The organism is Pseudomonas sp. GNP013 (assembly GCF_054343995.1).
This window is the reverse complement of record NZ_JBTGUT010000001.1, coordinates 1,341,629-1,364,023: the sequence shown is the minus strand read 5'-3', so window position 1 is coordinate 1,364,023 and position 22,395 is coordinate 1,341,629. Positions and strand designations below refer to the sequence as shown.

The 22,395-nt window shown below is 62.3% G+C and carries 26 protein-coding genes; 12 read left to right on the top strand and 14 right to left on the bottom strand.

The window, feature by feature from the left end:
• The first annotated feature begins 3 nt into the window (after nt 1-3).
• The 3 genes from ngg (at nt 4) to ACXX81_RS06195 (ending at nt 3,365) form a co-directional block, all read left to right on the top strand.
• Nucleotides 4-1,749, top strand: a complete 1,746-nt coding sequence (ngg, locus tag ACXX81_RS06205) for an N-acetylglutaminylglutamine synthetase (protein ID WP_209983309.1) — start codon at nt 4-6, stop codon at nt 1,747-1,749.
• Between the two features lie 144 nt (nt 1,750-1,893).
• The gene (locus ACXX81_RS06200; protein WP_057008098.1) at nt 1,894-3,078 is read left to right on the top strand and encodes an osmoprotectant NAGGN system M42 family peptidase; all 1,185 of its coding nucleotides are present in this window, start codon (nt 1,894-1,896) and stop codon (nt 3,076-3,078) included.
• A 59-nt stretch (nt 3,079-3,137) separates the two neighbouring features.
• A complete protein-coding gene (locus tag ACXX81_RS06195) occupies nt 3,138-3,365 on the top strand; it encodes a YheU family protein (RefSeq protein WP_003236706.1) in 228 nt (75 codons plus the stop codon).
• 10 nt (nt 3,366-3,375) lie between these two features.
• Here the strand turns inward: ACXX81_RS06195 and csrA are convergent, their stop codons facing one another.
• Both csrA and ACXX81_RS06185 read right to left on the bottom strand, forming a co-directional pair.
• Entirely contained in the window at nt 3,376-3,579 is a 204-nt protein-coding gene (csrA, locus tag ACXX81_RS06190) for a carbon storage regulator CsrA (protein WP_209983311.1), read from the bottom strand.
• A gap of 128 nt (nt 3,580-3,707) precedes the next feature.
• Nucleotides 3,708-4,523: an SDR family oxidoreductase gene (locus ACXX81_RS06185; protein ID WP_209983313.1), complete on the bottom strand. Its 816-nt coding sequence runs from the start codon at nt 4,521-4,523 to the stop codon at nt 3,708-3,710.
• 329 nt (nt 4,524-4,852) lie between these two features.
• Between ACXX81_RS06185 and ACXX81_RS06180 the strand changes: the two genes are divergently transcribed.
• Entirely contained in the window at nt 4,853-5,005 is a 153-nt protein-coding gene (locus ACXX81_RS06180) for a DUF3309 family protein (RefSeq protein WP_003236711.1), read from the top strand.
• Nucleotides 5,006-5,057: 52 nt separating this feature from the next.
• Here ACXX81_RS06180 and ACXX81_RS06175 read toward each other — a convergent pair whose 3' ends face one another.
• The 4 genes from ACXX81_RS06175 to ACXX81_RS06160 form a co-directional block, all read right to left on the bottom strand.
• Nucleotides 5,058-7,145: an LTA synthase family protein gene (locus ACXX81_RS06175; RefSeq protein ID WP_231421627.1), complete on the bottom strand. Its 2,088-nt coding sequence runs from the start codon at nt 7,143-7,145 to the stop codon at nt 5,058-5,060.
• A gap of 360 nt (nt 7,146-7,505) precedes the next feature.
• Nucleotides 7,506-7,697, bottom strand: a complete 192-nt coding sequence (locus ACXX81_RS06170) for a PLDc N-terminal domain-containing protein (protein WP_003172956.1) — start codon at nt 7,695-7,697, stop codon at nt 7,506-7,508.
• A 68-nt stretch (nt 7,698-7,765) separates the two neighbouring features.
• On the bottom strand, nt 7,766-8,296 hold the full coding sequence (locus tag ACXX81_RS06165; RefSeq protein WP_209983317.1) for a hypothetical protein: 531 nt from the start codon (nt 8,294-8,296) through the stop codon (nt 7,766-7,768).
• Between the two features lie 41 nt (nt 8,297-8,337).
• Entirely contained in the window at nt 8,338-8,853 is a 516-nt protein-coding gene (locus ACXX81_RS06160; protein WP_209983319.1) for an ankyrin repeat domain-containing protein, read from the bottom strand.
• 366 nt (nt 8,854-9,219) lie between these two features.
• On the opposite strand from ACXX81_RS06160, the gene ACXX81_RS06155 reads away from it, so the two are divergent.
• The gene (locus tag ACXX81_RS06155; protein WP_003236719.1) at nt 9,220-9,498 is read left to right on the top strand and encodes a DUF3509 domain-containing protein; all 279 of its coding nucleotides are present in this window, start codon (nt 9,220-9,222) and stop codon (nt 9,496-9,498) included.
• A 62-nt stretch (nt 9,499-9,560) separates the two neighbouring features.
• Here the strand turns inward: ACXX81_RS06155 and ACXX81_RS06150 are convergent, their stop codons facing one another.
• The 4 genes from ACXX81_RS06150 to aroC all read right to left on the bottom strand — a co-directional run bounded on the left by ACXX81_RS06150 (nt 9,561) and on the right by aroC (nt 12,947).
• Nucleotides 9,561-9,839, bottom strand: a complete 279-nt coding sequence (locus tag ACXX81_RS06150; protein ID WP_209983322.1) for a response regulator transcription factor — start codon at nt 9,837-9,839, stop codon at nt 9,561-9,563.
• Between the two features lie 248 nt (nt 9,840-10,087).
• The gene (locus ACXX81_RS06145; RefSeq protein WP_458571358.1) at nt 10,088-10,618 is read right to left on the bottom strand and encodes a 1,2-dihydroxy-3-keto-5-methylthiopentene dioxygenase; all 531 of its coding nucleotides are present in this window, start codon (nt 10,616-10,618) and stop codon (nt 10,088-10,090) included.
• The gene (locus ACXX81_RS06140; protein ID WP_231421625.1) at nt 10,615-11,778 is read right to left on the bottom strand and encodes an MFS transporter; all 1,164 of its coding nucleotides are present in this window, start codon (nt 11,776-11,778) and stop codon (nt 10,615-10,617) included. Before ACXX81_RS06140 ends, ACXX81_RS06145 begins: the two co-directional genes overlap by 4 nt.
• 77 nt (nt 11,779-11,855) lie before the next feature.
• The gene (gene aroC, locus ACXX81_RS06135) at nt 11,856-12,947 is read right to left on the bottom strand and encodes a chorismate synthase (RefSeq protein WP_231421624.1); all 1,092 of its coding nucleotides are present in this window, start codon (nt 12,945-12,947) and stop codon (nt 11,856-11,858) included.
• Nucleotides 12,948-13,089: 142 nt separating this feature from the next.
• Between aroC and ACXX81_RS06130 the strand changes: the two genes are divergently transcribed.
• The gene (locus ACXX81_RS06130) at nt 13,090-14,052 is read left to right on the top strand and encodes an alpha/beta hydrolase (protein WP_209983331.1); all 963 of its coding nucleotides are present in this window, start codon (nt 13,090-13,092) and stop codon (nt 14,050-14,052) included.
• A gap of 99 nt (nt 14,053-14,151) precedes the next feature.
• Nucleotides 14,152-14,958, top strand: a complete 807-nt coding sequence (locus ACXX81_RS06125) for a hypothetical protein (protein WP_322214132.1) — start codon at nt 14,152-14,154, stop codon at nt 14,956-14,958.
• Between the two features lie 66 nt (nt 14,959-15,024).
• Here ACXX81_RS06125 and prmB read toward each other — a convergent pair whose 3' ends face one another.
• Nucleotides 15,025-15,933, bottom strand: coding sequence for a 50S ribosomal protein L3 N(5)-glutamine methyltransferase (prmB, locus tag ACXX81_RS06120; RefSeq protein ID WP_209983335.1), 909 nt, complete (start codon nt 15,931-15,933; stop codon nt 15,025-15,027).
• Nucleotides 15,934-16,171: 238 nt separating this feature from the next.
• Here prmB and ACXX81_RS06115 point away from each other — a divergent pair, with 238 nt between their 5' ends.
• From ACXX81_RS06115 to ACXX81_RS06095, 5 genes are all read left to right on the top strand, one after another.
• A complete protein-coding gene (locus ACXX81_RS06115; protein WP_209983337.1) occupies nt 16,172-16,762 on the top strand; it encodes a cysteine hydrolase family protein in 591 nt (196 codons plus the stop codon).
• Nucleotides 16,763-16,897: 135 nt separating this feature from the next.
• Entirely contained in the window at nt 16,898-17,218 is a 321-nt protein-coding gene (locus ACXX81_RS06110) for a hypothetical protein (RefSeq protein ID WP_209983339.1), read from the top strand.
• 74 nt (nt 17,219-17,292) lie between these two features.
• Complete coding sequence (locus ACXX81_RS06105; RefSeq protein WP_209983341.1) at nt 17,293-17,850, top strand: Smr/MutS family protein; 558 nt, start codon at nt 17,293-17,295, stop codon at nt 17,848-17,850.
• A 78-nt stretch (nt 17,851-17,928) separates the two neighbouring features.
• A complete protein-coding gene (gene folE / locus ACXX81_RS06100) occupies nt 17,929-18,474 on the top strand; it encodes a GTP cyclohydrolase I FolE (protein ID WP_003192797.1) in 546 nt (181 codons plus the stop codon).
• Nucleotides 18,475-18,577: 103 nt separating this feature from the next.
• Nucleotides 18,578-18,949: a glutaredoxin family protein gene (locus ACXX81_RS06095; protein WP_057008115.1), complete on the top strand. Its 372-nt coding sequence runs from the start codon at nt 18,578-18,580 to the stop codon at nt 18,947-18,949.
• A gap of 409 nt (nt 18,950-19,358) precedes the next feature.
• On the opposite strand, the gene ACXX81_RS06090 is transcribed toward ACXX81_RS06095, so the two are convergent.
• Genes ACXX81_RS06090 through ACXX81_RS06080 form a run of 3 tightly spaced genes read right to left on the bottom strand, consistent with a single transcriptional unit; the run spans nt 19,359 to nt 22,289 of the window.
• Entirely contained in the window at nt 19,359-19,673 is a 315-nt protein-coding gene (locus ACXX81_RS06090) for an AtuA-related protein (protein WP_209983343.1), read from the bottom strand.
• The gene (locus ACXX81_RS06085) at nt 19,670-20,995 is read right to left on the bottom strand and encodes an acyclic terpene utilization AtuA family protein (protein WP_458571357.1); all 1,326 of its coding nucleotides are present in this window, start codon (nt 20,993-20,995) and stop codon (nt 19,670-19,672) included. The genes ACXX81_RS06090 and ACXX81_RS06085 overlap by 4 nt, the downstream gene beginning before the upstream one ends.
• Nucleotide 20,996: 1 nt before the next feature.
• Nucleotides 20,997-22,289: a CitMHS family transporter gene (locus tag ACXX81_RS06080; protein WP_209983346.1), complete on the bottom strand. Its 1,293-nt coding sequence runs from the start codon at nt 22,287-22,289 to the stop codon at nt 20,997-20,999.
• Nucleotides 22,290-22,395 lie beyond the last annotated feature (106 nt).

Here is a 22,395-nt window from a genome sequence, read left to right as displayed (position 1 = left end):
TTGATGAAACAGAATGCCGCGGCGTACAGCCAACGCTTGCTCAAGGGCCAGGCGCCGACCTATGAGCGCCTGCAAGCCCGCCTGGCCGAGGACGGCAACCCGCAGAGCCCCGGCCATATCGCGGTGCATTGCGGCTGGGGACGGCTGTTGATCGGCCATACCTTCCCGGACCCGGCGAGCCTGGCCGAGGAACTGCTCAATGAACAAGCCGGTGAGCGCGACATTGCGTTGTATGTGGCCGCGCCCCAGCAGATCCTCGGGATTGATCCGCAGCAGTTGTTCCTCGATCCGTCCGACACCTTGCGCCTGTGGTTCAGCGACTATCGCCCGGCCACCCGGGTGTTTCGCGGCTTTCGCATTCGCCGGGTGCAGAATGAGGCGGACTGGCAGGCGGTCAACCGCCTCTACCAGGGACGCGGCATGTTGCCGGTCGATACCGAACGCCTCACACCGCGTCATCAGGGCGGCCCGGTGTACTGGCTGGCCGAGGACGAAGACAGCGGCGCAGTGATCGGCAGCGTGATGGGCCTCAATCACCAGAAAGCCTTCAACGACCCGGAGAACGGTTGCAGCCTGTGGTGCCTGGCGGTCGATCCGCAGTGCACGCGCCCAGGCGTGGGCGAGGTGCTGGTGCGCCACCTGGTGGAGCACTTCATGAGCCGTGGCCTGAGCTACCTCGACCTGTCGGTGCTGCACGATAACCGCCAGGCCAAGAGCCTCTACGCCAAGCTGGGCTTTCGCGCGCTGACCACCTTTGCGATCAAGCACAAGAACGGCATCAACCAGCCGCTGTTTCTCGGCCCGGGCCCGCAGGCGGGGTTCAACCCGTATGCGCGGATCATTGTCGAAGAGGCGCATCGGCGCGGTATCGATGTGCAGGTGGACGACGCCGACGCCGGTCTGTTTACCCTCAGCCACGGCGGGCGCCGCGTGCGTTGTCGCGAATCGTTGAGCGACCTGACCAGCGCCATCAGCATGACGTTGTGTCAGGACAAGAGCCTGACCCACAAGGTGCTCAAGGCTGCCGGTTTGAACGTGCCCTCGCAACAACTGGCGGGCAGTGCCGATGACAACCTGGAGTTTCTCGACGAACACCAGCGCATCGTGGTCAAGCCGCTGGACGGCGAACAGGGCCACGGCGTGGCGGTGGACCTGCGCACCATCGAAGAGGTGCAGCAGGCCATCGAAGCGGCGCGTGCGTTCGACAGCCGTATTTTGCTCGAAAGCTTTCACGAAGGCCTGGACCTGCGCATTCTGGTGATCGGTTTTGAAGTGGTGGCCGCAGCGATCCGCCGCCCTGCCGAAGTCAAAGGTGATGGTCAGCATTCCATCGGTGCGCTGATCGAGGCTCAGAGTCGGCGGCGCCAGGCCGCGACCGATGGCGAAAGTAAAATTCCCGTGGATGCGGAAACCGAACGCACCCTGCACGCCGCCGGCTACGACTACAGCAGCATCCTGCCCCGAGGCCAGACCCTGGCCGTGCGCCGCACCGCCAACCTGCACACCGGCGGCTGCCTGGAAGACGTGACCGCGATCCTGCACCCGACGCTGGTGGACGCTGCCGTGCGGGCCGCTCGCGCCCTGGACATTCCCATGGTGGGCCTGGACCTGATGGTGCCCGCCGCCGATCAACCCGAGTATGTATTTATCGAGGCCAACGAACGGGCCGGCCTGGCCAATCATGAGCCGCAGCCGACTGCCGAGAAATTTGTGGATCTGTTGTTTCCCCACAGCCAGTCAACGGTTTGAGAGAGGCGTTGCCTGATCGGCCGCCTCGCGGGCAAGCCCGCTCCCACAGGCTGACCGCATGCCACCGTGGAAACCGGCTTGCCCGCGAAGGCGCCGATACCGGCGCCACCCTTCCTCAGGCCTGCCACTTCAACAGGAGTCCTTATGACCCGAACCATCCCCGAACCGGACCTGAATTACCTGCAGAAAGTCCTGCTGGAAATGCTCGCCATTCCCAGCCCCACCGGTTTCACCGACACCATCGTGCGCTATGTCGCCGAGCGCCTGGAAGAACTCGGCATTCCGTTTGAAATGACTCGGCGCGGCACCATTCGCGCCACCCTCAAGGGCCAGAAAAACAGCCCCGATCGGGCCGTGTCGGCGCACCTGGACACCATCGGCGCCGCCGTGCGGGCGATCAAGGACAACGGTCGCCTGACCCTGGCCCCGGTGGGTTGCTGGTCGAGCCGATTCGCCGAAGGCAGCCGCGTCAGCCTGTTCACCGATAACGGCGTGATCCGTGGCAGCGTGTTGCCGCTGATGGCCTCCGGGCACGCGTTCAACACTGCCGTCGACGAAATGCCGGTGAGCTGGGACCACGTGGAACTGCGCCTGGACGCCTACTGCGCGACCCGTGCCGACTGCGATTCGCTGGGCATCAGCGTGGGCGACTACGTAGCCTTCGACCCGCTGCCCGAGTTCACCGAGAGCGGGCATATCAGCGCGCGACATCTGGACGACAAGGCCGGCGTGGCCGCCCTGCTCGCGGCACTCAAGGCGATCATCGACAGCGGCGAGCCGTTACTGATCGACTGCCACCCGCTGTTCACCATCACCGAGGAAACCGGCAGCGGTGCCGCGGCCGCCCTGCCGTGGGACGTGAGTGAGTTTGTCGGCATCGATATCGCCCCGGTCGCACCCGGGCAGCACTCCAGCGAACATGCGGTGAGTGTGGCGATGCAGGATTCCGGCGGGCCGTATGACTACCACCTGTCGCGTCATCTCCTGCGCCTGGCGGCGGACAACGACCTGCCGGTGCGCCGCGACCTGTTCCGCTATTACTTCAGCGATGCGCACTCGGCGGTGACCGCCGGCCACGACATTCGCACCGCCCTGCTGGCGTTTGGTTGCGACGCGACCCACGGTTATGAGCGCACTCACATCGACAGCCTGGCCGCGTTGAGCCGTCTGCTGGGCGCCTACATCCTCAGCCCGCCGGTGTTCGCCAGCGATGCGCAACCGGCCCAGGGTTCACTGGACCGGTTCAGTCATCAGATCGAGCATGAAACGCAGATGGAGAGCGACACGCGCGTGCCGTCGGTGGACAGCCTGGTCGGGAACAAGACCTGATACTGGCAACTCGGGTCCCGGCGCAGTAGCATCGCCGGGACCCGCTACCTGAGGCTTGTATGCTGATTCCCTACGATGCACTTGAAGTCGACACCCTGACCCGCCTCATCGAAGATTTCGTGACCCGCGACGGCACCGATAACGGTGACGACACGCCCCTGGAAACCCGTGTATTGCGCGTGCGCCAGGCGCTGACCAAGGGCCAGGCGCTGATCGTGTTCGACCCCGACAGCGAGCAATGCCAGTTGATGCTCAAGCACGATGTGCCCAAGCATCTGTTTGACTAACACCCTGCAATCAGGGATTGGGCACCGGCACCGGATGGGTGTTGGCGTCCTGGCTACGCTGGATTTTCCGGTAGACCTCGGCGCGATGGACGTTGACGCCCGCCGGCGCCGCAACGCCAAACCTCACCTGGCCTCCATTGAGTTCAAGAATGTGCAGAGCGATGTCATCGCCGATGGCGATGATTTCGCCCACTGCGCGGCTTAATACCAGCATGTCGATTGTCCTTTTCGAATGACAGGACCTCGACCATGCGCGCACCGGGCGTGTCGCGACAATGGCGCGCGATCAAATCAGGTCTTCCCTACACCGCTGGGTAATTTGCCTGACAGACCACGCCTAAATCAGCCTTTAACAGCCTGCGCCTTGGCGCGCATCTTGTCGGCCATGGTGGTCATTTCGTCATACAGCAACTGGGGATTTTTCTGCTTCAACACCCAGGCCATACGCCCCTGCTCGTGGGGCAGAATCATGAACTCGCCTGCGGCCACGCGCTGGTAGATGTAATCGGCAATGTCCGCCGCCGAAATCGGTGAGCTTTCGAGCAACTTGCCTACCTGCGCTTTCATCGCCGGGGTGGGCCCGCGAAACGAATCCAGCAGGTTGGTCTGGAAAAACGACGGGCACACCACGTGCACGCCCACTTCCTGCTGCTTGAGTTCCACCAGCAGGCTTTCCGACAGCGCCACCACGCCGGCCTTGGCCACGTTGTAGTTGCTCATCGCTGGCCCCTGCATCAAGGCGGCCATTGACGCGATATTGATGATGCGGCCCTTGCTCTTTTCCAGCAGCGGGAGGAACGCTTTGCAGCCCTTGACCACGCCCATCAGGTTGATCGCGATCTGCCAGTCCCAGTCTTCCAGAGACAGCTCGGCGAAGAAGCCACCCGAGGCCACGCCGGCATTGTTGACGATCACATCGATGCCACCCAGCTTGACCTCGCACGCCTGGGCCAGGGCGGTGAGCTGGCTGTAGTCGCGCACGTCGCAGCGCTGGGTGAAGCCATCACCGCCCGCCTCGCGTACCCTTTTCAAGGTGTCCTGCAGGCCCGGCTCGCTGACGTCCGACAAGGCCAGCTGCCACCCCTCACGGGCCCAGCGCAGAGCGATTTCACGACCCAGGCCGGACCCGGCGCCAGTGATCATCATGCGATTTTGCATAGGAGAGCTGCCTTGTGGTTCACGGAAGAAGTGAGCGGCAGTGTAGCGAAGGATTTTGCGCCAACCACGCACCATCAGGGTGATGAATGCCCCAGGCAAACCGTCGGCCCGGTCGGCTGCCGATCTATTGCTCAGAGGCGATTTTTTCAACTAAGGGAAAAGTTTTTTGTTCAGTGAAAAAGAAATAAGCAACTAATCGAAATACTTTAAAAAATTACTGAATTTTTTATCACACCCTCTAGTCCGAGTTGTTAAGGCGTACGCAATTAACGGTGCGAGCCTCTTGATAAATAACCGGTCTCGCTGAAGGCCTATAAGGAAATAAAACCATGAGCCTCATTCTGATCATTATCCTGATTCTGCTGCTGGTCGGCGGTCTGCCCGTGTTCCCGCACTCGCGTAACTGGGGCTACGGCCCGTCGGGTATCCTGGGTGTTGTGCTGGTAGTACTGGTGGTGTTGTTGTTGCTCGGCCGCATCTAAAAGCCGGACAAAAAAAGAGGCCTTTAAAGGCCTCTTTTTTATTGCCCGTGAATTAATCGGGCTTGCCGTCCACTACGCCGGCGGTGTTATCCAACAGGCTCTTGGTGGCCGTTTGCAGGAACGATTCAAGTTTCTGCTTCAACGCGGCTTCGTCCGGCGATTCCGCGATCACTTTACCGGTCGGGTTCGCGCCCAGTTCGTATTGCCACAACTTCGGCGGCATCTCCTTGGGCAATACCAGCACGCGGTCGCCGGTGAGCAAGGCCACGGTCTGGTCGCTGCCCGACGGTTTGATCACGCCGAAGCCCTTGTCGCCTTCCGGCAGGTTCAGCAGGTCGCGGCCCCAGCACTGGTGCAGGGTGTCGCCACCGAGGCGGCCCATGATGGTCGGCACGATGTCGATCTGGGTGCCCACGGTGTGGTCACGCTCGCCGAATTTTTCCTGCATGCCCGGTGCAATCATCAGCATCGGCACGTTGAAACGGCCCAGGTCCATTTCGGTGATCTGCTGCTCGTTGCCAAACCCGTGGTCACCGACGATCACGAACAGTGTTTCCTTGAAGTACGGCTCCTTGCGCGCCTTTTCAAAGAACTGGCCCAGGGCCCAGTCGGAGTAGCGCATCGCCGTCAAATGCTCGTCGAGGCTGCCACGGCCAGTGACTTTGTCCACCGGCAAGGGGTTGGGCAACGCGTACGGCGTGTGGTTGGACAGGGTTTGCAGCAGTGCGTAGAACGGCTTGCCGCCTTCACGGGCTTTGAGCTCTTCGAGGCCACGGTTGAACATGTCCTGGTCGGACACGCCCCACGTCGGGTCGGAGAACACCGGGTCGACGAAGTCGTTGCGCCCGATGAAGTTGGTCATGCCCTGGTTGCTGAAGAAGCCCGACTGGTTGTCCCAGGCGAAATCGCCGTTGTAGACATACACATCGTTGAAGTCACGCGCGCTGAGCAACTGCGGCAGGCCCGACAGCTTGTGGCTGCCTTCCGGGGTCTGCATCAGGTATTCGAAGCCAGGCAGGTTCGGGAAGCAGGCCATGGTGGCGAACATACCCTGGTGGGTGTGGGTGCCGTTGGAGAAGAAGCGGTCGAACAGCAGGCCTTCCTTGGACAGTTTGTCGAAGTAAGGCGTGATGTTGCCCGGGCGGCCCAATGCGCCCACCGAGTGACCGGCGAAGCTTTCCATCAGGATCACCACGACGTTCTTGATCGGCAGGGTCTTCTCGGCCGGTGGCGTGTAGTCGCGGCGCACAGCGGCTGTGTCGGTATCCACCAGTTTTTCGCTCGGCAGTACCAGCATGTCGCGCACGGTCTGAGTCGCCAACGGCTGTTCCAGGGTGGCTTTCCACACGTTGTCGCGGTGCTCGGAGAAACGTGCCTTGGCGGCGCCGATCAATGACAGCGTACCGTTGAGGCCCAACTGGTTGGCGAAGTTGGAATCGGTGGTGTACACGTCACCCCAGCGCAGCGGCGGGCCCTGGCGCAGGGTGCCACGGGCGGCGACCACGGCGATCAGCAGGCACACCACAAACACGGCGATGCGGCTGTACCACGGCGCCACCTGGCGGGTGCCGATACTGCCGCCGCTGAACGGGCCGCGCGGACGGGTGGCGCGGTCGGCGCCCTTGAACGCCATACTCAGGATCAGCGTGCCCACGGCCCAGGCCAGCAGGTAGCGCACCACCGGAAAACCGTACCAGAGCATGCTCACTACGGTCTTGGGATCTTCCTTGACGTACTGGAACACCAGGCCGTTGAGGCGCTGGTGGAACTCGCGGTAGAAGTCCATCTCCATCAGGCCCAGGAACAGCGCGATGCTCGAGGCAACGGTGAGCCAGCAACGGAAGAACCCGCGCGCCGCCATGGCTCGCACGCTGAACAGCGCCAGCAACAACGGGATCAGCAGGTACACCACCAGGCGCAGATCCAGACGCAGGCCATTGGCGAACGCTTCGAGGAAGGTCGCGGCCGGCGTGTCGAGGATCATCTCGCGGTTGTAGACCAGCAGCGCCAGGCGCAGCAGGGAGAACATCACCATCATGACCAGTGCACAGAGCAGCGTGTAAGCCAGATGGGATTTGACGGTCGGTTGCAGCAGGCGATTCGAAGCTCGCTGCTGACTCAGGGCGTCCGGGTTTGCCATGTCGTTTTCAGGACCCATTGGAAGTTAAGTGACGAAGCATTGCAGTGGCGCGAATGGTGCCCGATCAGTGCCGGCAAGGCTATTAATTACTGAACGAGTAACGCTACCACGCCTTTAAAAGCGCCCAGGGCAGGCCCGTGGCCGGAGGATAGAGCCAGCGAATTCTCTTGGATGAAATGTGAAAATTCTGTGCAGCGAATATTTCGACACACAAATCTCCCCTGGCACCGTAATGCAAATGTGGGAGGGGGCTTGCTCCCGGTAGTGGTGTTTCAGTACCAGATTGACTGGCTGATACACCGCTACCGGGAGCAAGCCCCCTCCCACACTTACCGTGCCCGCTCCCGCTATAGAGGGGTGTCAGATCCGCACGTTGCCCCGTGGCCCGGCGATTGCCCAGATGATCAGGCCAAGCACAGGCAGCAGCAGGATTAACAGGATCCACAACACTTTGGCGCCGGTACTTGCGCCGCTTTTGAACACGTTGATGATCGCCCAGATATCCAACGCCAGGATGATCAGGCCAATCAGGCCATTAAAGGTAGAACCCATGGTGTCGCTCCTTAAGTGAGGTCATGCCTGCTTAGGATAGGCGCTGCCAGCCATCGTTCCGTTTTAATTCAGACGTGTACGGCCACACGCAGGGCTTCCAGGGCCGGTTCAGCCTGGATGCCGACCTCGGCGCAGCGTTGCAAGACGTGCGGCAGGTGATTGCCATGCACCAGCACCACCTGGATGGCGTCATCCAGCAACTGGCTGAAATTCACCAGCACATAGCCACCGTCTTCGGCACTCAACGCGCTCATCTGGATCTGAATGCGATTGAGCGCCGTGAGGTCGTCGGCCTTGGCCAGTTGCTTGGGCTTGAGGTTGAACGCCACGCCAGGGCCGAACGAGGCAACGATCTGCGCGAACAGATCGGCATAACTGTCGGCCTGGAACAGCACCGTGTCCGGCAGGCTGCCGACCACCACCCACTCGCCAAGGGGGATTGGGAAGCTGTCGTCGTAGTTGATGTCCGGGTTCGCCGCCAAAAACGCCGCCGGATCGGCATACGCCTGGGCGGCCTCATCGGCAATGCGCGCCACCTCGTCCTCGCCCATGACGCCGGCGCTGATGTGGCTGATGAGTTCGACGAGGGCGGTTTTCATGGGGCAATCCTGTGGCGGGCGGGTTTTGGAGGGCGCAAAGCCTACACCAGTTTCTGTAACTTCGCCGCCGCATCCACCGCGCCCATGGTCTGCGCCGCCGCCAGCGCCGTGGCGCCCTGCGCATCGGTCGCCTTGGGATTGGCGCCCTGCTCCAGCAGGTAGTCGAGCATTTCGATACGGTTGAACATCGCGGCCATCATCAATGCGGTACGGCCATCGGAGGATGCGGCCTCCAGCGGGGTGCCACCTTCTATGAGCGCCTTGACCACGGCCATATGGCCCTTGAACGCCGCGCCGGCAATCGGCAGTTGGTTCTTGTCGTTGGCAATCAGCGGGTCGGCCTTGAATTCGAGCAGCACTTTTACCGCGTCGGCGTGGCCGTGGTAGGCCGCGAGCATCAGCAAGGTGTCGCCATTGTGATTGCGCAAGTTGGCGGGCAACCCCTTGGCCAGCAGCGCGGCGAGCATGGCGGCGTCGCCTTTGCGGGCAACATCGAAGACCTGCTCGGCAAATTCGGCAGCTTCGTCGTCGGTCATCTGTTTGGGTTGGTCTGACATATGGGGCTCCTTGATCAGTACTGAATAGGCGCCAGTGTTGCGAGGGAGTTCCCGCCTGTCATGGCTTTTTTGTCAAAAGTCGTCATAGCGACAATCAATCACCTGTTCAGACCGGCAGCAACGACAGAAGGGAATTTAACCGTATGTTTCGAGTCTTTTAGCTTAGGGACCTTGCAACCGCCGCTGACCAGACAGCGCAAAATGCAGGGGTGCACGATGGCCCTTCATGCAATTTGCACGAAACCGAAAATCCAGAATAAATTCAAGCCATTGATTTATAACGATATTTTAAATAGCCACTAGCTGGCACAATCACTGCACCTATCACTCCATGCTTGCCAACTTGAGCCAACGGAGCTGATAGACATGAGCCTGATCCAAGATAAATTCGCTTCAGTATTTTCCCAATACGACGTCACCACCCAGCCCCGTCCGGACGGCGGCATCCTGTTGACCCTGCGCAACGGCGAAGGCAAACAGGTCAAGCGCTCGATTTCCTATCAGCAGTTGCACACTGCCGACCAACTGACCTGGGTAATCAGTGCCATCCGCCGCGACCTGGCTGAACAAGCCAGTGACCTGCCGCAGATTTCGATGCTGCAAAGCCAGAACCGCTTTGCCCTGCCGACCTACCATTCGGCTTAAGCAACGGCTTTTTACGAGAAGGGCCGCGACGTCGTTGAACGTCGCGGCCCTTTTTCATGCGTTCAATACAGCCGTTGGCGCACCGCCTCATTGACTGCCTGCACGCGATTGCTCACCTGAAGCTTGCCGTAGATATTGCGCAGATGAAATTTGACCGCCGCCTGGGAGGTCGCGCGAATCTTGCTGATTTCCCAGACGGTCTTGCCCTCCGAGGCCCAGCGCAGGATTTCCAGCTCCGTGGGCGTCAGGGGTTTGCCGGACAGACTCAAGCGCTTTCGCGCCGCCATGGCCGTGTCGCACAGCCCGGTCGCGGGTGGATACAACTCCTGTGGGCCACTCATGCCGCTCTCCTTCTTATAAGCGCTTGGCGGATGCCTATACCGACCTTCGGATTCCTCCTATTGACAGCTGGTATAAGCACCGAAGCTTGAGAGCGTTACATAACCCACGCAGCCGTGCGCTTGGTCGCGACATAAATAGCCGTGACCTACACGTAAATACGGCTCTTCCCACAAAAAAATCCAACTCTTTGCGGTTGAACATTTACCTGGCTATTGCACTACCTCGCCCTGTCAGCGCGTGCGGACCATCAGTCATCCAGTCCCGGTAAGCCTGCAGTCACCGCGCCCACCGTGAACTCAGGCGTCAGCCCCTGCACACTGTTGGACAGGCACAACGTCACGCAGCAGGGGTTCTCGCCGATGTCGAACCCGTGTGACAAGCCTGCAGGGATCACCAGCAGGTCGTTTTTTTCACAGCGCACGGCATACAGGTAGTCACCCACTTGCAGGGTGTACAAGCCCTGACCTGCGATGAACAAACGCGCGTGGTCCTCACTGTAGCGTCGCGCCTTCAGGTGCCTGGCGCGCAACGCTTGCGGGTGCGGTTGATCGCTGCCGACGCTGAACACCTCGACCGCGCTGTAGCCCAGGGCGTCGATCTGCGGCTGGCACGCGGCAATCATCTGCGCCTCGCTGGCGCCCTTCTCCAGCGGACCAGGCTGCCAGCGCTCGAACCGCACACCGTGGTCGGCCAGGGTCGAGGCAATATCGTCGGCGTGGGTAAGGACTTTGTTCGGAGTATCCAGTGTGGCAAGGGCGTAGACGGCGACATGGCTCATGGGACGGTTCCTTGATTCTGCTCGTGCAAGCGAAGGCCGATGATAACGGCGGCGGCCAGGGCGGCGGCGCTGGCGATGCCGAACGTGAGGGTCGGGCCCAGCAGGTTCCAGCTGTAGCCCGAATAGAGGGCGCCGAGGGCGCCACCGGTGCCGGCCAGAGCGGCGTACAGCGCCTGGCCCTGACCCTGTTGTTTATCGCCGAAGCTGCGTTGCACAAAGGCAATCGCTGCGGCGTGAAAGCTGCCGAAGGTCGCAGCGTGCATCACTTGCGACAACAGCAGCACCCAGAAGAATTCGGCAAAGGTGCCCAGCAGCAGCCAGCGCAGCGCCGCCAACAGGAAACTGGCCAGCAGCACCCGGCGTAGGGAAAAGCGCATGAGGATGCGGCTCATCGCCAAAAACATCAGCACTTCGGCTACCACGCCCAGGGCCCACAGCAGGCCGATCACGCCACGGCTGTAGCCCAGGTGCTCAAGGTGCAGGGTGAGAAAGGTGTAATACGGGCCGTGGCTTAATTGCATCAGCGCCACACAGGCATAAAACGCCAGCACGCCGGGGCGGCGCAGCTGTTTGAGGAAACCGTCGCCGGCCGGGCGGTTGCCGTGGCTGACGGGTTGCGCATTCGGCACCCACAGGCTGGCCACGATAATCCCGGCCATGATCACCACGACCACCACCGGGTAGATGTCCAGGCTCAGCCAGTCGAACAGGCGGCCCATGAGCACCACGGTGAGGATAAAGCCGATGGAACCCCACAGCCGCAGCTGGCTGTAGCGTGCGGTCTGCTCGCGCAGGTGCGCCAGGGTGATGACCTCGAACTGCGGCAATACCGCGTGCCAGAAGAACGCATGCAGGGCCATGACCAGCGCCAGCCAGGCGTAGGTTTTGCTCACGAAAATCAGCGCAAAACTGGCCAGGGTGCACACCGCGCCAAAGCGCACGATGGCCAGGCGCCGGCCGGTGTAGTCGCCCAGCCAACCCCACAGGTTGGGCGCCACGCAGCGCATCAGCATAGGGATGGCCACCAGTTCGCCAATGCGCGCGCTGGAGAAGCCCAGGTGATCGAAGTACAGCGCGAGGAAAGGCGCGGTGGCCCCCAGCAGGGCGAAGTAGAACAGGTAGAAGCTGGAGAGGCGCCAGTAGGGGAGCGTTGACGTCATAGGTTACACGGGCCGCTTCGCGGCCCAACGCGAGCAAGCTCGCTCGCCACAGCAAGCTCGCCCGCCACAACGGACCGTCACAGCTGGCCCAGCACCGGGGTGTTCACGTGTACATCGGCGTTCTGCCCACGATGGCGCAGCAGGTGGTCCATCAGCACGATGGCCATCATCGCTTCGGCAATCGGTGTGGCGCGAATGCCCACGCAGGGGTCATGACGACCCTTGGTGATGATGTCCACCGGATTGCCGTGCACGTCGATCGAGCGGCCTGGCGTGGTGATGCTGGACGTGGCCTTCAGCGCCAGATGCGCCACGATCGGCTGGCCCGAGGAGATGCCGCCGAGGATGCCACCTGCGTTGTTGCTGAGAAAACCCTGCGGGGTCAGCTCGTCGCGATGCTCGGTGCCACGTTGGGACACGCAGGCGAAACCGGCGCCGATTTCCACGCCCTTCACAGCGTTGATGCTCATCAGCGCGTGGGCCAGCTCGGCGTCCAGGCGGTCGAAGATCGGCTCGCCCAGGCCCGGCTTGACCCCTTCGGCCACCACGGTGATGCGCGCGCCGACCGAGTCCTGGTCGCGGCGCAACTGGTCCATGTAGGCTTCCAGTTCCGGCACCTTGTCCGGGTCGGGGCAGAAGAAAGCGTTGTCTTCGACGCTGTCCCAGGTCTTGAACGGGATTTCGATGGGCCCCAATTGGCTCATGTAGCCACGGATCACGATGCCCTGGCTCGCCAGGTATTTCTTGGCGATGGCGCCGGCGGCCACCCGCATCGCAGTCTCGCGAGCCGAGCTGCGGCCACCGCCACGGTAGTCGCGTTCGCCGTATTTGTGATGGTAGGTGTAGTCGGCATGGGCCGGGCGGAACAGGTCCTTGATCGCCGAATAGTCCTTGGACTTCTGGTCGGTGTTGCGGATCAACAGGCCGATGGCGCAGCCGGTGGTGCGGCCTTCGAAGACGCCGGAGAGGATCTCGACTTCGTCGGGCTCCTGACGCTGGGTGGTGTGGCGGCTGGTGCCGGGCTTGCGGCGGTCGAGGTCACGCTGCAGGTCGTCCAGGGACAACTCAAGGCCGGGCGGGCAGCCGTCGACAATGGCGACCAACGCCGGGCCATGGCTTTCGCCCGCGGTGGTGACAGTGAACAGCTTGCCGAAGGTATTGCCGGACATGCAGGGCGCTCCGTGAAATCAGTTGAATCAAGTCAACCGTAATAACTTAAGGCCGCCAGTATACGCAGGCTAACCGACTAGTTCATCCTCGAAACCTTAGCGGTGGACACGGGTCCAACCGGCACCTTCCAATGATGGCGCGATGATGCTTCGAGTTCTGCTGTTAGCCCTTACCCTCTTTACAAGCCTGGCCCATGCCGCCTCCCCGGTGGTGCTGCAACGCCCCATCAGCCTCGACACCGGCAGCGGCGAGCTGTTCGGCTCGCTGCTGTTGCCACAATCGGACAAACCGGTGCCGGTAGTGCTGATCATCGCCGGCTCCGGCCCTACCGACCGCAACGGCAACAGTGCCGACGGTGCACGCAACGACAGCCTCAAGCGTCTGGCCTGGGTGCTTGCGCGGCATAACATCGCCAGCGTGCGCTACGACAAGCGCGGTGTGGCCGCAAGCCTTGCGGCCACACCCGACGAGCGCAACCTCACCCTCGACGCTTACGTGGCCGACGCCGTGGCCTGGGGCAAACGGCTCAAGGCGGACACACGCATGGGCCCGCTGATCGTGCTGGGGCACAGCGAAGGCGCACTGGTCGCCGCCCTCGCCGCGCCGCAACTGGACCCGGCCGGGGTGGTGTCGCTCTCCGGCAGCGCGCGCCCGGTCGACCAGGTGATCCGCCAGCAACTGGCCGACCATCTGCCTCCTGCCCTGTTGCTGCGCAGCAATGAAATCCTCGACCACCTCAAGGCCGGTCAGGTGGATGCCGATGTGCCGACTCCCCTGGAAGGGATTTTCCGGCCCAGCGTGCAGCCTTACCTGATCAGCCTGTTCCGCGCCGACCCATCGGCCGCGTTCGCCAGGCTGCACATGCCGGCACTGATCATCCAGGGCACCAACGATATCCAGGTCGGTGTGGCCGATGCGCGGCAACTGCAACAGGCCAAACCCGACGCGCAGTTGACCATCATCGAAGGCATGAACCACGTAATGCGCATCGTGCCCAACAACGTCAAGCAGCAACTGGCCTCCTACAACGACCCGAAACTGCCGCTGGCCGCCGAGCTGGGCGAGCGCCTGGTACGCTTTATCGACGGACTGCGCTCGCGCTAAGCAAGTATTGGCCTCCAGTCCTGGCAGAACCGGCCGATAAGCCCAGGGTCGACAGTAAAAAGACTGTCGGCTCGCACGGCTTGGACAGGATCGCGCCGCATGACAATCACCGAAGCAACACCGGAACCGACCAGCGACACCCCGGCCGACGTGCCCGAGGCCGTCGAGGCAGCGGCCCTGCCGTGGGCGGACGTGCAGGCCGAACATTTCAAGATGCTGCGCCTGGCGCCCCTGGCAATCGACCGTGCCACCGGAGCACGGCCCTTGCGCTTTGTGCAGTTCGGCTACGCCGAGCGGCATGATGCGCAACGCAGCCTGTTGCGCATGGTCATCGAGTTACCGAGCCAGCGCGTGCGGCGTGAGCAGAACCAGCTCGACGTGTGGGTGGACCACGAAACACACCGCGTGCACTTCGGCCCGGGCAACAGCCTGGAGATCGAACCGGTCAACCGTGGCCTTGGTCGTTTCCTGGTGGCCCAGGCCGCCGCCTGGGCGAAAAGGAAGTGGTCACATTACCGCGTCGACGGCGTGAGCCTGGCCAACAAGGATGCACTCAACGAAGCCACGCGCCTGCGCCGTGATCACTTCCTGCGCATTCAGGGTTTCGATGTGGCCTACGCCGATGTGCAGCATTTGAAAGGCAATGTGCAGCCGGGCAAGGTCAGCGACGTGCTGGACAGTTGGAACACCGAGAAGGTGCAGTTCGTGCAGATTCTGGAAGCGGCGCAGATGCTGCAACAGGCCGAGCAGAACCTGCAGGAGCAGGAAGTGAAGCTGCGCAAGGAGGAGGAAAAGGTCACCAAGTTCAAGCGCGAGGACAGCGGATTGCGCTTTACCATTACCTGCCTGGTGGCATTTACGGTGTTTCAGGCGGGGCTGTTGATCTGGATCGCCACGCACCGCTGATAAATGCAATGCGATCAACATGTGGGAGGGGGCTTGCTCCCTCCCACATTGACCTCACGTCCTCAGCTAGACCCGGGCGGCAAAGACGGCCTGATGCTCGCGGCACTGTTCAGCCGTGAGCATGAACACGCCATGCCCGCCGCGCTGGAAGTCCAGCCAGGCAAAATCCACTTGCGGGTACAGCGCCTCGACGTGCACCTGGCTGTTGCCCACTTCGACAATCAGCAAGCCCTTCTCGGTCAAGTGGTCCGCCGCCTCGGCGAGCATGCGCCGTACCAGGTTCAAGCCGTCGTCACCGCAGGCCAGGCCCAGCTCCGGCTCGTGCTGATATTCGTCGGGCATATCGGCAAAGTCTTCGGCATCCACGTAGGGCGGGTTGGACACGATCAAGTCAAAACGCTGGCCCGGCAGGCCATCGAAGCCATCGCCCTGCACGGTGTACACGCGCTGATCCACGCCATGGCGCTCGATGTTCTGGTTGGCCACTTCCAATGCTTCAAAGGACACATCACCCAGCACCACTTCAGCCTCCTGGAACTCGTAGGCGCAGGCAATGCCGATGCAACCGGAGCCGGTGCACAGGTCGAGGATGCGCGCAGGCGGCTGGGCCAGCCAGGGTTCGAAGCGGTTTTCGATCAGTTCGCCAATCGGTGAGCGCGGGATCAACACGCGCTCATCGACGATAAACGACAGACCGCAGAACCAGGCTTCCTTCAACAGGTAAGCCGTGGGCACGCGCTCATGGATGCGGCGATGCAGCAAACGCTGCACGTGGGAGATTTCCTCTTCTTCGAGGTTGCAGTCCAGATAGCTGTCGGCAATTTCCCAGGGCAGATGCAGAGCGCCGAGCACCAGTTGCCGGGCTTCGTCCCAGGCGTTGTCGGTGCCATGGCCAAAAAACAGGTCTTCCCCGTGGAAACGGCTGACAGCCCAACGGATATGGTCGCGCAAAGTGCGCAGGCGGGAAGTGATCACGGGGCAAGCTCCTGGAAAAAACGACTGGCGATTCTAACAGCCTTCGCCGGGACCGACGATGAGTGCAGTGCTCGCGCCATCTGTCGGATTTCATCCAAATGGCTGCCCTCTGGTTAAACACGGCAGTCTCTTGACAGGGCTGCACGCCAGCAACGGCGCAGCTTGCGATGGTAGCGATTCACAGAACCGCTCTGCCAGTGGACAATGTCGCAAACGCCCCCCTGACAGGAGCCCCAGAATGTCCGTTCCAAAGACGATGTTTCAACTCAGCGGTCGTGGTTACGCAGCAGCGAACCTTGCCCATGCGACCCTCGTGATCATCGACGCCCAGAAGGAATACCTCAGCGGCCCGCTCGCCCTCTCGGGCATGGACGCGGCCGTCGCCAACATCAGGCAGTTGGTGACCTCGGCGCGCAATGCCGGGCGCCCGATTGTGCATGTGCGTCATCTCGGCACCGTCGGCGGCCTGTTTGACCCCCAGGGCGAACGCGGCGAATTCATCCCCGGCCTTGAGCCTGAGGGTGACGAAACCATCATCGGCAAGCTGTTGCCAAGCGCCTTCCACGGCACCGGCCTGGAAAAACACCTGCAGGACCTGGGCTCGCTGGACCTGATCGTCTGCGGCTTCATGAGCCACTCCAGCGTCAGCACCACCGTGCGCGCCGCCAAGAACCTGGGCTTTCGCTGCACGCTGGTGGAGGACGCCTGCGCCACCCGCGACCTGCCTTGCAAAGGCGGTATCCTGAGTGCCGAGCACGTGCAGCAGACCGAAATGGCCATCATGGCCGACAATTTCGCGACCCTCGCGCTGACCAAAGATCTGATTTGATCGACCTGCGGGTGAGCGGTGTGTTTAAACCCCACTCATCCGCAAAGCCCTTTCATTTGGCGCATTTACCCCTCCACCCGGAACAACCTGTGTATCTTCCGGTCGAAGGGCCGATACCCTGGAGGAAAGGTCGGAATGAAGATATCCGATGGTTTTGATGCTCGTCGCTTGCGCCCCAAGGGCCCGAGCAACTGGCGTCTGCGTCTGGTGGCGTGCTTTGCCGCGCTGCTGACGATGTGTGGTCTGTTGTTGGCCGGCGCTGGTGGCGCCGGTTTGTTTGGTCACTCGCCGGCCCTTGGTGAGCTGAATGCCAGCCCCGGTGGCTCGGCGATTCTGCTGGTAATCGGCCTTCTGGTGCTGTGGTTCGGCGTATGGTTGTGGCGCCGCAGCCGTCGGAAAATGCGCCAGACCTCGTCACTGAATATCGCCTCGCACCTGATGAAAAAGCACGACTGATGGCGCCTGGATAGCGTTTCCTGCGCCCTGGCCGCCGCGATTAGGTAAACTGCCCGCCCCTCGCGGAGGCTGACATGCAAGACGACGACTTTTCCCTGTTCAAAAACGAGCTGCGCGGCGTCAAGCCGATCAAGCACGACCGCGCCGACACCGGCAAACCCAAAGCCGACCGGGCGCAGATCGCCAAGCTGCGCCAGGCCGCCACCGTGCGCACCGATGCCACCACCGTGGATGGTCTGTCGGACCAGTTCGTGATCGACGTCGGCCCCGAGGACGAGCTGATGTGGGCCCGCGACGGCGTGCAGGAAAGCCAGATGCGCAAGCTCAAGCTCGGCCAGATCCCCTTCGAAGGCAGCCTCGACCTGCACGGCATGACCGTGGAAAAAGCCCGGGAAACCCTGTGGGCCTTTCTCGCCGAAGCCACAAAATTCGAAATCCGCTGCGTGCGCGTCACTCACGGCAAGGCCGTGCGTCTGGACGGCAAGCGGCCGATGATCAAGAGCCACGTCAACACCTGGCTGCGCCAGCACACCCAGGTGCTCGGCTTTACTTCCTGCCAGGCCCGCCACGGCGGTGCCGGTGCGGTGTATGTGATGCTCAAGCGCACCATGATGGAAGGCCGCGACGAGTAACAAGTGCCATCGTCAGGCTTGCAGCGATGTGTCCGCCCCCGTAACCTTGCGCTTTGCGAAAATCCAACAGGTAGTTTCATGTCCCTGGAACAGAATTACACAGAGATTCTCGGCCAGCTCGGCGAGGACGTCTCCCGCGAGGGCCTGCTCGACACGCCAAAGCGTGCCGCCAAAGCGATGCAGTACCTTTGCCGCGGCTATGAACAGACACTCGAAGAAGTCACCAACGGTGCCTTGTTCAGCTCCGACAACAGCGAGATGGTGCTGGTCAAGGACATCGAGCTGTACTCGTTGTGCGAACACCACCTGCTGCCCTTTATCGGCAAGGCACATGTCGCCTATATCCCGAGTGGCAAGGTGCTGGGCCTGTCGAAAGTAGCGCGGATTGTCGACATGTACGCGCGCCGCCTGCAGATCCAGGAAAACCTCAGCCGTCAGATCGCCGACGCGGTACTGGAAGTGACCGGCGCGCTGGGCGTGGCCGTGGTGATCGAAGCCAAGCACATGTGCATGATGATGCGCGGCGTGGAGAAACAGAATTCGTCGATGATCACCTCGGTGATGCTCGGTGAGTTCCGCGAAAATGCGGCCACCCGCAGCGAGTTTCTCAGCCTGATCAAGTAACGGGCTGCTTCGATAAAAAACCGGCATTCATCGCCGGTTTTTTTTCGCCTGCAGAATTCAGGTAAGCTGCCACCCCTCAAGTTTAGGGCCAGAGGTTTCAGCCATGTTCGTCAAAGCACTTCGAGTGGGCCTGGGCCAACTCATCATCGCGGGCGACTTTCTTACCCGCCCCCGCAAAAAACAGCGTCCCGCCGAGCAACAGGCCCAGGTGAATGCGGCGGCCAGGGACCTGACCCTGTACCAGTTCCACGCCTGCCCGTTCTGTGTGAAAACCCGTCGCACCCTGCACCGCCTCAATGTGCCGGTGGCCTTGAAGGACGCGAAGAACAACGAACATGATCGCCAGACCCTGCTGGAGCAAGGCGGCCGGATCAAGGTGCCGTGCCTGCGCATCGAAGAGAATGGCCAGACCACCTGGATGTATGACTCAAAAGTGATCATCGACTACCTCGACAAGCGCTTCGCTGCGATCTGACCGCCCTGCGAATATCCCTGTGGCGAGCGGGCTTGCCCCGCGTTGGGGTGCGAAGCGCCCCCCATCGAGCAAAACGCGGTGTCCCTGATACGGCTCAGCGCCTGGTTTTGGGGCTGCTGCGCAGCCCAACGCAGGACAAGCCTGCTCGCCACAGGGAATCTGCGCTTGTGGGCTTATTGTGGCGAGCGGGCTTGCCCCGCGTTGGGGTGCGAAGCGCCCCCCATCGAGTAAAACGCGGTGTACCTGATACGGCTCAGCGCCTGGCTTTGGGGCTGCTGCGCAGCCCAACGCAGGACAAGCCTGCTCGCCACAGGGAATCTGCGCTTAACTGAACGGCATTAGGGCTTGCCACAACATGCCTGCTTGCCACAACGTGCCCGCTTGCCACTGTTCGAAGATTGGGTCACCTTCAGTCAAATATTGTCAGCTCCAACAACGCCGAACCCAGGCACTTGCCATGCGCATCCAGCGCCAGCGAGCGGGTCACGCCGCCGCGCAGGATCCCCGGCAGCACGAAGTTCAGCGCCTGCACGTTGGGCAGTTCATAGCGCCGCACCGGCGCAGCCCCCGGTTCGCGCAAGCCGTCGAAAAACTGCGCCACGCGTTCGGCGGTCAGTTGTTCACATAACAACGGGTAATCCTCGGCGCGGTAAGCAATGATCGAGATGTTCGACGTGTCGCCCTTGTCCCCGGTACGGGAGTGGGCCAGGGTGTGCAATTTCATGCTTCGATCCTCGCGTTGACCTTACCACGGGGCAGCATCAACGATGCCACCGCCACCACCTGACGTACGCTTTTGCTTGCGCCACCGCCGCCGGCCGGGCCATTGGTGTAAAGGGTTTCCACTTCATTGCCAACGCGCACCGCGTCGCTGCGCTCATCACAGCGCGCCGCCACGCGCAGGCGCACTTCCCAGGGTTCGACGCTGCTGCGCGGGCCATGCAGCGCGTCCATGCCGATCAGTTCGGCGCGCACCTCCTGCATCTGTACGCCCGTCAACGCCAGGCGCTTGAGAACGATGTCCCGCGCCAGTTGCGCCCGCGCGACCGCTCCCGGCCCGCCATAGGACATTTGCCCCTCACCGATCCAGCCATCCAGATAACCGACACTGACTTTCAACTGCTCCGGCCGCGCCCGCCCCGACGCCCCCTCGGCGCGCACGCGGTCGATGCCCTCCTGGGTAAATGCCACCTGGGAAAAGTCCGCCGTCACGTCGGGGGTCAAATACGCCGACGGGTCATGCACTTCATAGATCAACTGTTCGGCGCAGGTAGCAGGGCTGACGAGGCCACCGGAGCCGGCCACCTTTGTGATCACCGCAGCACCGTCTGCGTCGACCTCGGCCAGCGGAAAGCCCAGGCGCGCCAGATCATCCACGTCCTTCAAACCGGGCTCGGCGAAGTAGCCGCCGCTGACCTGCCCCGCACACTCGAGCAGATGCCCGACCAGGGTGCCGCGCCCCAGCAGTTCCCAATCGTGCGCCGCCCAGCCGAATTCAAACATCTGCGGCGCAAGAAACAACGAAGGATCGGCCACCCGCCCGGTGATCACCACATCGGCATCCTCGCGCAGGGCGTCCAGAATGCCATCGACGCCCAGGTAGGCATTCGCCGAGATCAGCCGCTCGCCCAGCGAGCCGAGCGTCTGGCCGTTATCCAGCACATGCTCGGGGCGCAACCCCTCCAGCACATCATCCCCGACCACGGCCACGACCTTGCAGCTCAGGCCCAACTCACTGGCGATGCGCCGTACCTCGACAGCCGCCGACACCGGGTTGGCCGCGCCCATGTTAGTGATCACCCGCAAGCGTCGCTTGCCTGCGTGGCGGCCCACCAATGGCAATACCCGGCGCATGCGTTCAGCCAGCAATGGGTCGTAACCGCCAGCCGGGTCGCCGATGCGCGCCTGCTGGGCCAGGGCGATGGTGCGTTCGGCCAGGCATTCGAACACCAGGTAATCCAGATCGCCCTGCTCGGACAGTTCCACGGCAGGTTCGATACGGTCGCCGGAGTAACCGGCGCCGGAGCCAATGCGCAAGGTTTTCATCTCAGATAACTCCCAGGAGCAATGCGGTGAGGGTCATCAACACCGACGCGGCAAACAGAAAAGGAATGGTGAAACGCTGGTGATCGGCCAATTCGATCTTGCACAGGCCCACCAGCAGGAAGGTCGCGGGGGTCAGCGGGCTGACCGGAAAACCGGTGGTGTGTACGCCGAGCAGCGAAGCCTGGGCCACCTGCAGCGGGTCGACGCCCAGGGCCTTGCCGACTTCGGCGATCACCGGCATCACGCCGAAGTAATAGGAATCGGGGTCAAACAGCATGCTCAGCGGCATGGAGATAAAACCCACCACCGCCGGGATCAGCTTGCCGTGACCGGCCGGAATCTGTGCCACTGCCACTTCGGCAATCGCCTTGAGCATGCCGGTGCCTTGCATGATGCCGGTGAATACCCCGGCGGCGAGCAGGATACTGGCCATGGTCAGGGCGGTCCTGGCGTGGGCGTCGATGCGGGCGCGCTGGGCATCGACGTTGGGGTAGTTGATGCACAGCGCCAATACCGTGCCGAGCATGAACATCACCACCGGATCGACCCAGCCGGCGATCATCACCACCATCACCGCGAGGGTCAGCATCAGGTTGACCCAGAACAGCCGGGGCCGGCGCAGCTTGATGTCGTCGTCGCTGAGCACCCGTTGCGGCACCGCATCCACCGTGGAGCCGGCGCCCAGGCCCAGGCGTTTTTCTTCACGCCGGCCCAGCCACCAGGCGCAGGCGAATACGAAAATCAGGCCGACGATCTGCACCGGGATCAGCGGCTGGAACAGGTCTGCCACCGGCACATGCAGCGCCGCCGACGAGCGCAGCACCGGGCCGGTCCAGGGCAGGAAGTTGACCCCGGCGGCCATGGCGCACACGCAGGCGAGGATGCGTTTGTCGATGCCCAGGCGGGTGTACAGCGGCAGCATCGCCGGCACCGTCACCAAAAAGGTCACGGCGCCGGAGCCGTCCAGGTGCACCAGCAACGCCAGGGTCGCGGTGCCCACCACAATGCGCGTAGGACGCGTGCCGACCGTGCGCAGGATGCGGTCGATGATGGGGTCGAGCATGCCGGCATCGGTCATGATCCCGAAGAACAGAATCGCGAACACGAACATGCCCACCACGGGGGCGACGTTCTTGATACCGGTGATGATGAAGGCGCTGGTTTGCAGACCGAACCCGCCGAGCAGCGCGGCGATAATCGGCAACGCGATCAGGGCGACAAGGGGCGAGAGGCGTTTGCTCATGACAGCAGCGAGCAGGCACAGAATGGTGATGACACCCAGAGTGGCGAGCATGGGTTACTCCAGAGCGGCCTTGGTGGCCGGTTATTGTTTTCCCCGGAGTATCAAAAGCACGCCAGCCTTTGTAAATTGGAATATTCAGCCCTGTGTGTTCGGAAAA

Coding starts and splice junctions, on each gene's coding strand:
- ngg (WP_209983309.1), top strand. CDS start 4: ATGAAACAGAATGCCGCGGCGTACAGCCAACGCTTGCTCAAGGGCCAG.
- ACXX81_RS06200 (WP_057008098.1), top strand. CDS start 1,894: ATGACCCGAACCATCCCCGAACCGGACCTGAATTACCTGCAGAAAGTC.
- ACXX81_RS06195 (WP_003236706.1), top strand. CDS start 3,138: ATGCTGATTCCCTACGATGCACTTGAAGTCGACACCCTGACCCGCCTC.
- csrA (WP_209983311.1), bottom strand. CDS start 3,579: ATGCTGGTATTAAGCCGCGCAGTGGGCGAAATCATCGCCATCGGCGAT.
- ACXX81_RS06185 (WP_209983313.1), bottom strand. CDS start 4,523: ATGCAAAATCGCATGATGATCACTGGCGCCGGGTCCGGCCTGGGTCGT.
- ACXX81_RS06180 (WP_003236711.1), top strand. CDS start 4,853: ATGAGCCTCATTCTGATCATTATCCTGATTCTGCTGCTGGTCGGCGGT.
- ACXX81_RS06175 (WP_231421627.1), bottom strand. CDS start 7,145: ATGGCAAACCCGGACGCCCTGAGTCAGCAGCGAGCTTCGAATCGCCTG.
- ACXX81_RS06170 (WP_003172956.1), bottom strand. CDS start 7,697: ATGGGTTCTACCTTTAATGGCCTGATTGGCCTGATCATCCTGGCGTTG.
- ACXX81_RS06165 (WP_209983317.1), bottom strand. CDS start 8,296: ATGAAAACCGCCCTCGTCGAACTCATCAGCCACATCAGCGCCGGCGTC.
- ACXX81_RS06160 (WP_209983319.1), bottom strand. CDS start 8,853: ATGTCAGACCAACCCAAACAGATGACCGACGACGAAGCTGCCGAATTT.
- ACXX81_RS06155 (WP_003236719.1), top strand. CDS start 9,220: ATGAGCCTGATCCAAGATAAATTCGCTTCAGTATTTTCCCAATACGAC.
- ACXX81_RS06150 (WP_209983322.1), bottom strand. CDS start 9,839: ATGAGTGGCCCACAGGAGTTGTATCCACCCGCGACCGGGCTGTGCGAC.
- ACXX81_RS06145 (WP_458571358.1), bottom strand. CDS start 10,618: ATGAGCCATGTCGCCGTCTACGCCCTTGCCACACTGGATACTCCGAAC.
- ACXX81_RS06140 (WP_231421625.1), bottom strand. CDS start 11,778: ATGACGTCAACGCTCCCCTACTGGCGCCTCTCCAGCTTCTACCTGTTC.
- aroC (WP_231421624.1), bottom strand. CDS start 12,947: ATGTCCGGCAATACCTTCGGCAAGCTGTTCACTGTCACCACCGCGGGC.
- ACXX81_RS06130 (WP_209983331.1), top strand. CDS start 13,090: ATGATGCTTCGAGTTCTGCTGTTAGCCCTTACCCTCTTTACAAGCCTG.
- ACXX81_RS06125 (WP_322214132.1), top strand. CDS start 14,152: ATGACAATCACCGAAGCAACACCGGAACCGACCAGCGACACCCCGGCC.
- ACXX81_RS06115 (WP_209983337.1), top strand. CDS start 16,172: ATGTCCGTTCCAAAGACGATGTTTCAACTCAGCGGTCGTGGTTACGCA.
- ACXX81_RS06110 (WP_209983339.1), top strand. CDS start 16,898: ATGAAGATATCCGATGGTTTTGATGCTCGTCGCTTGCGCCCCAAGGGC.
- ACXX81_RS06105 (WP_209983341.1), top strand. CDS start 17,293: ATGCAAGACGACGACTTTTCCCTGTTCAAAAACGAGCTGCGCGGCGTC.
- folE (WP_003192797.1), top strand. CDS start 17,929: ATGTCCCTGGAACAGAATTACACAGAGATTCTCGGCCAGCTCGGCGAG.
- ACXX81_RS06095 (WP_057008115.1), top strand. CDS start 18,578: ATGTTCGTCAAAGCACTTCGAGTGGGCCTGGGCCAACTCATCATCGCG.
- ACXX81_RS06090 (WP_209983343.1), bottom strand. CDS start 19,673: ATGAAATTGCACACCCTGGCCCACTCCCGTACCGGGGACAAGGGCGAC.
- ACXX81_RS06085 (WP_458571357.1), bottom strand. CDS start 20,995: ATGAAAACCTTGCGCATTGGCTCCGGCGCCGGTTACTCCGGCGACCGT.
- ACXX81_RS06080 (WP_209983346.1), bottom strand. CDS start 22,289: ATGCTCGCCACTCTGGGTGTCATCACCATTCTGTGCCTGCTCGCTGCT.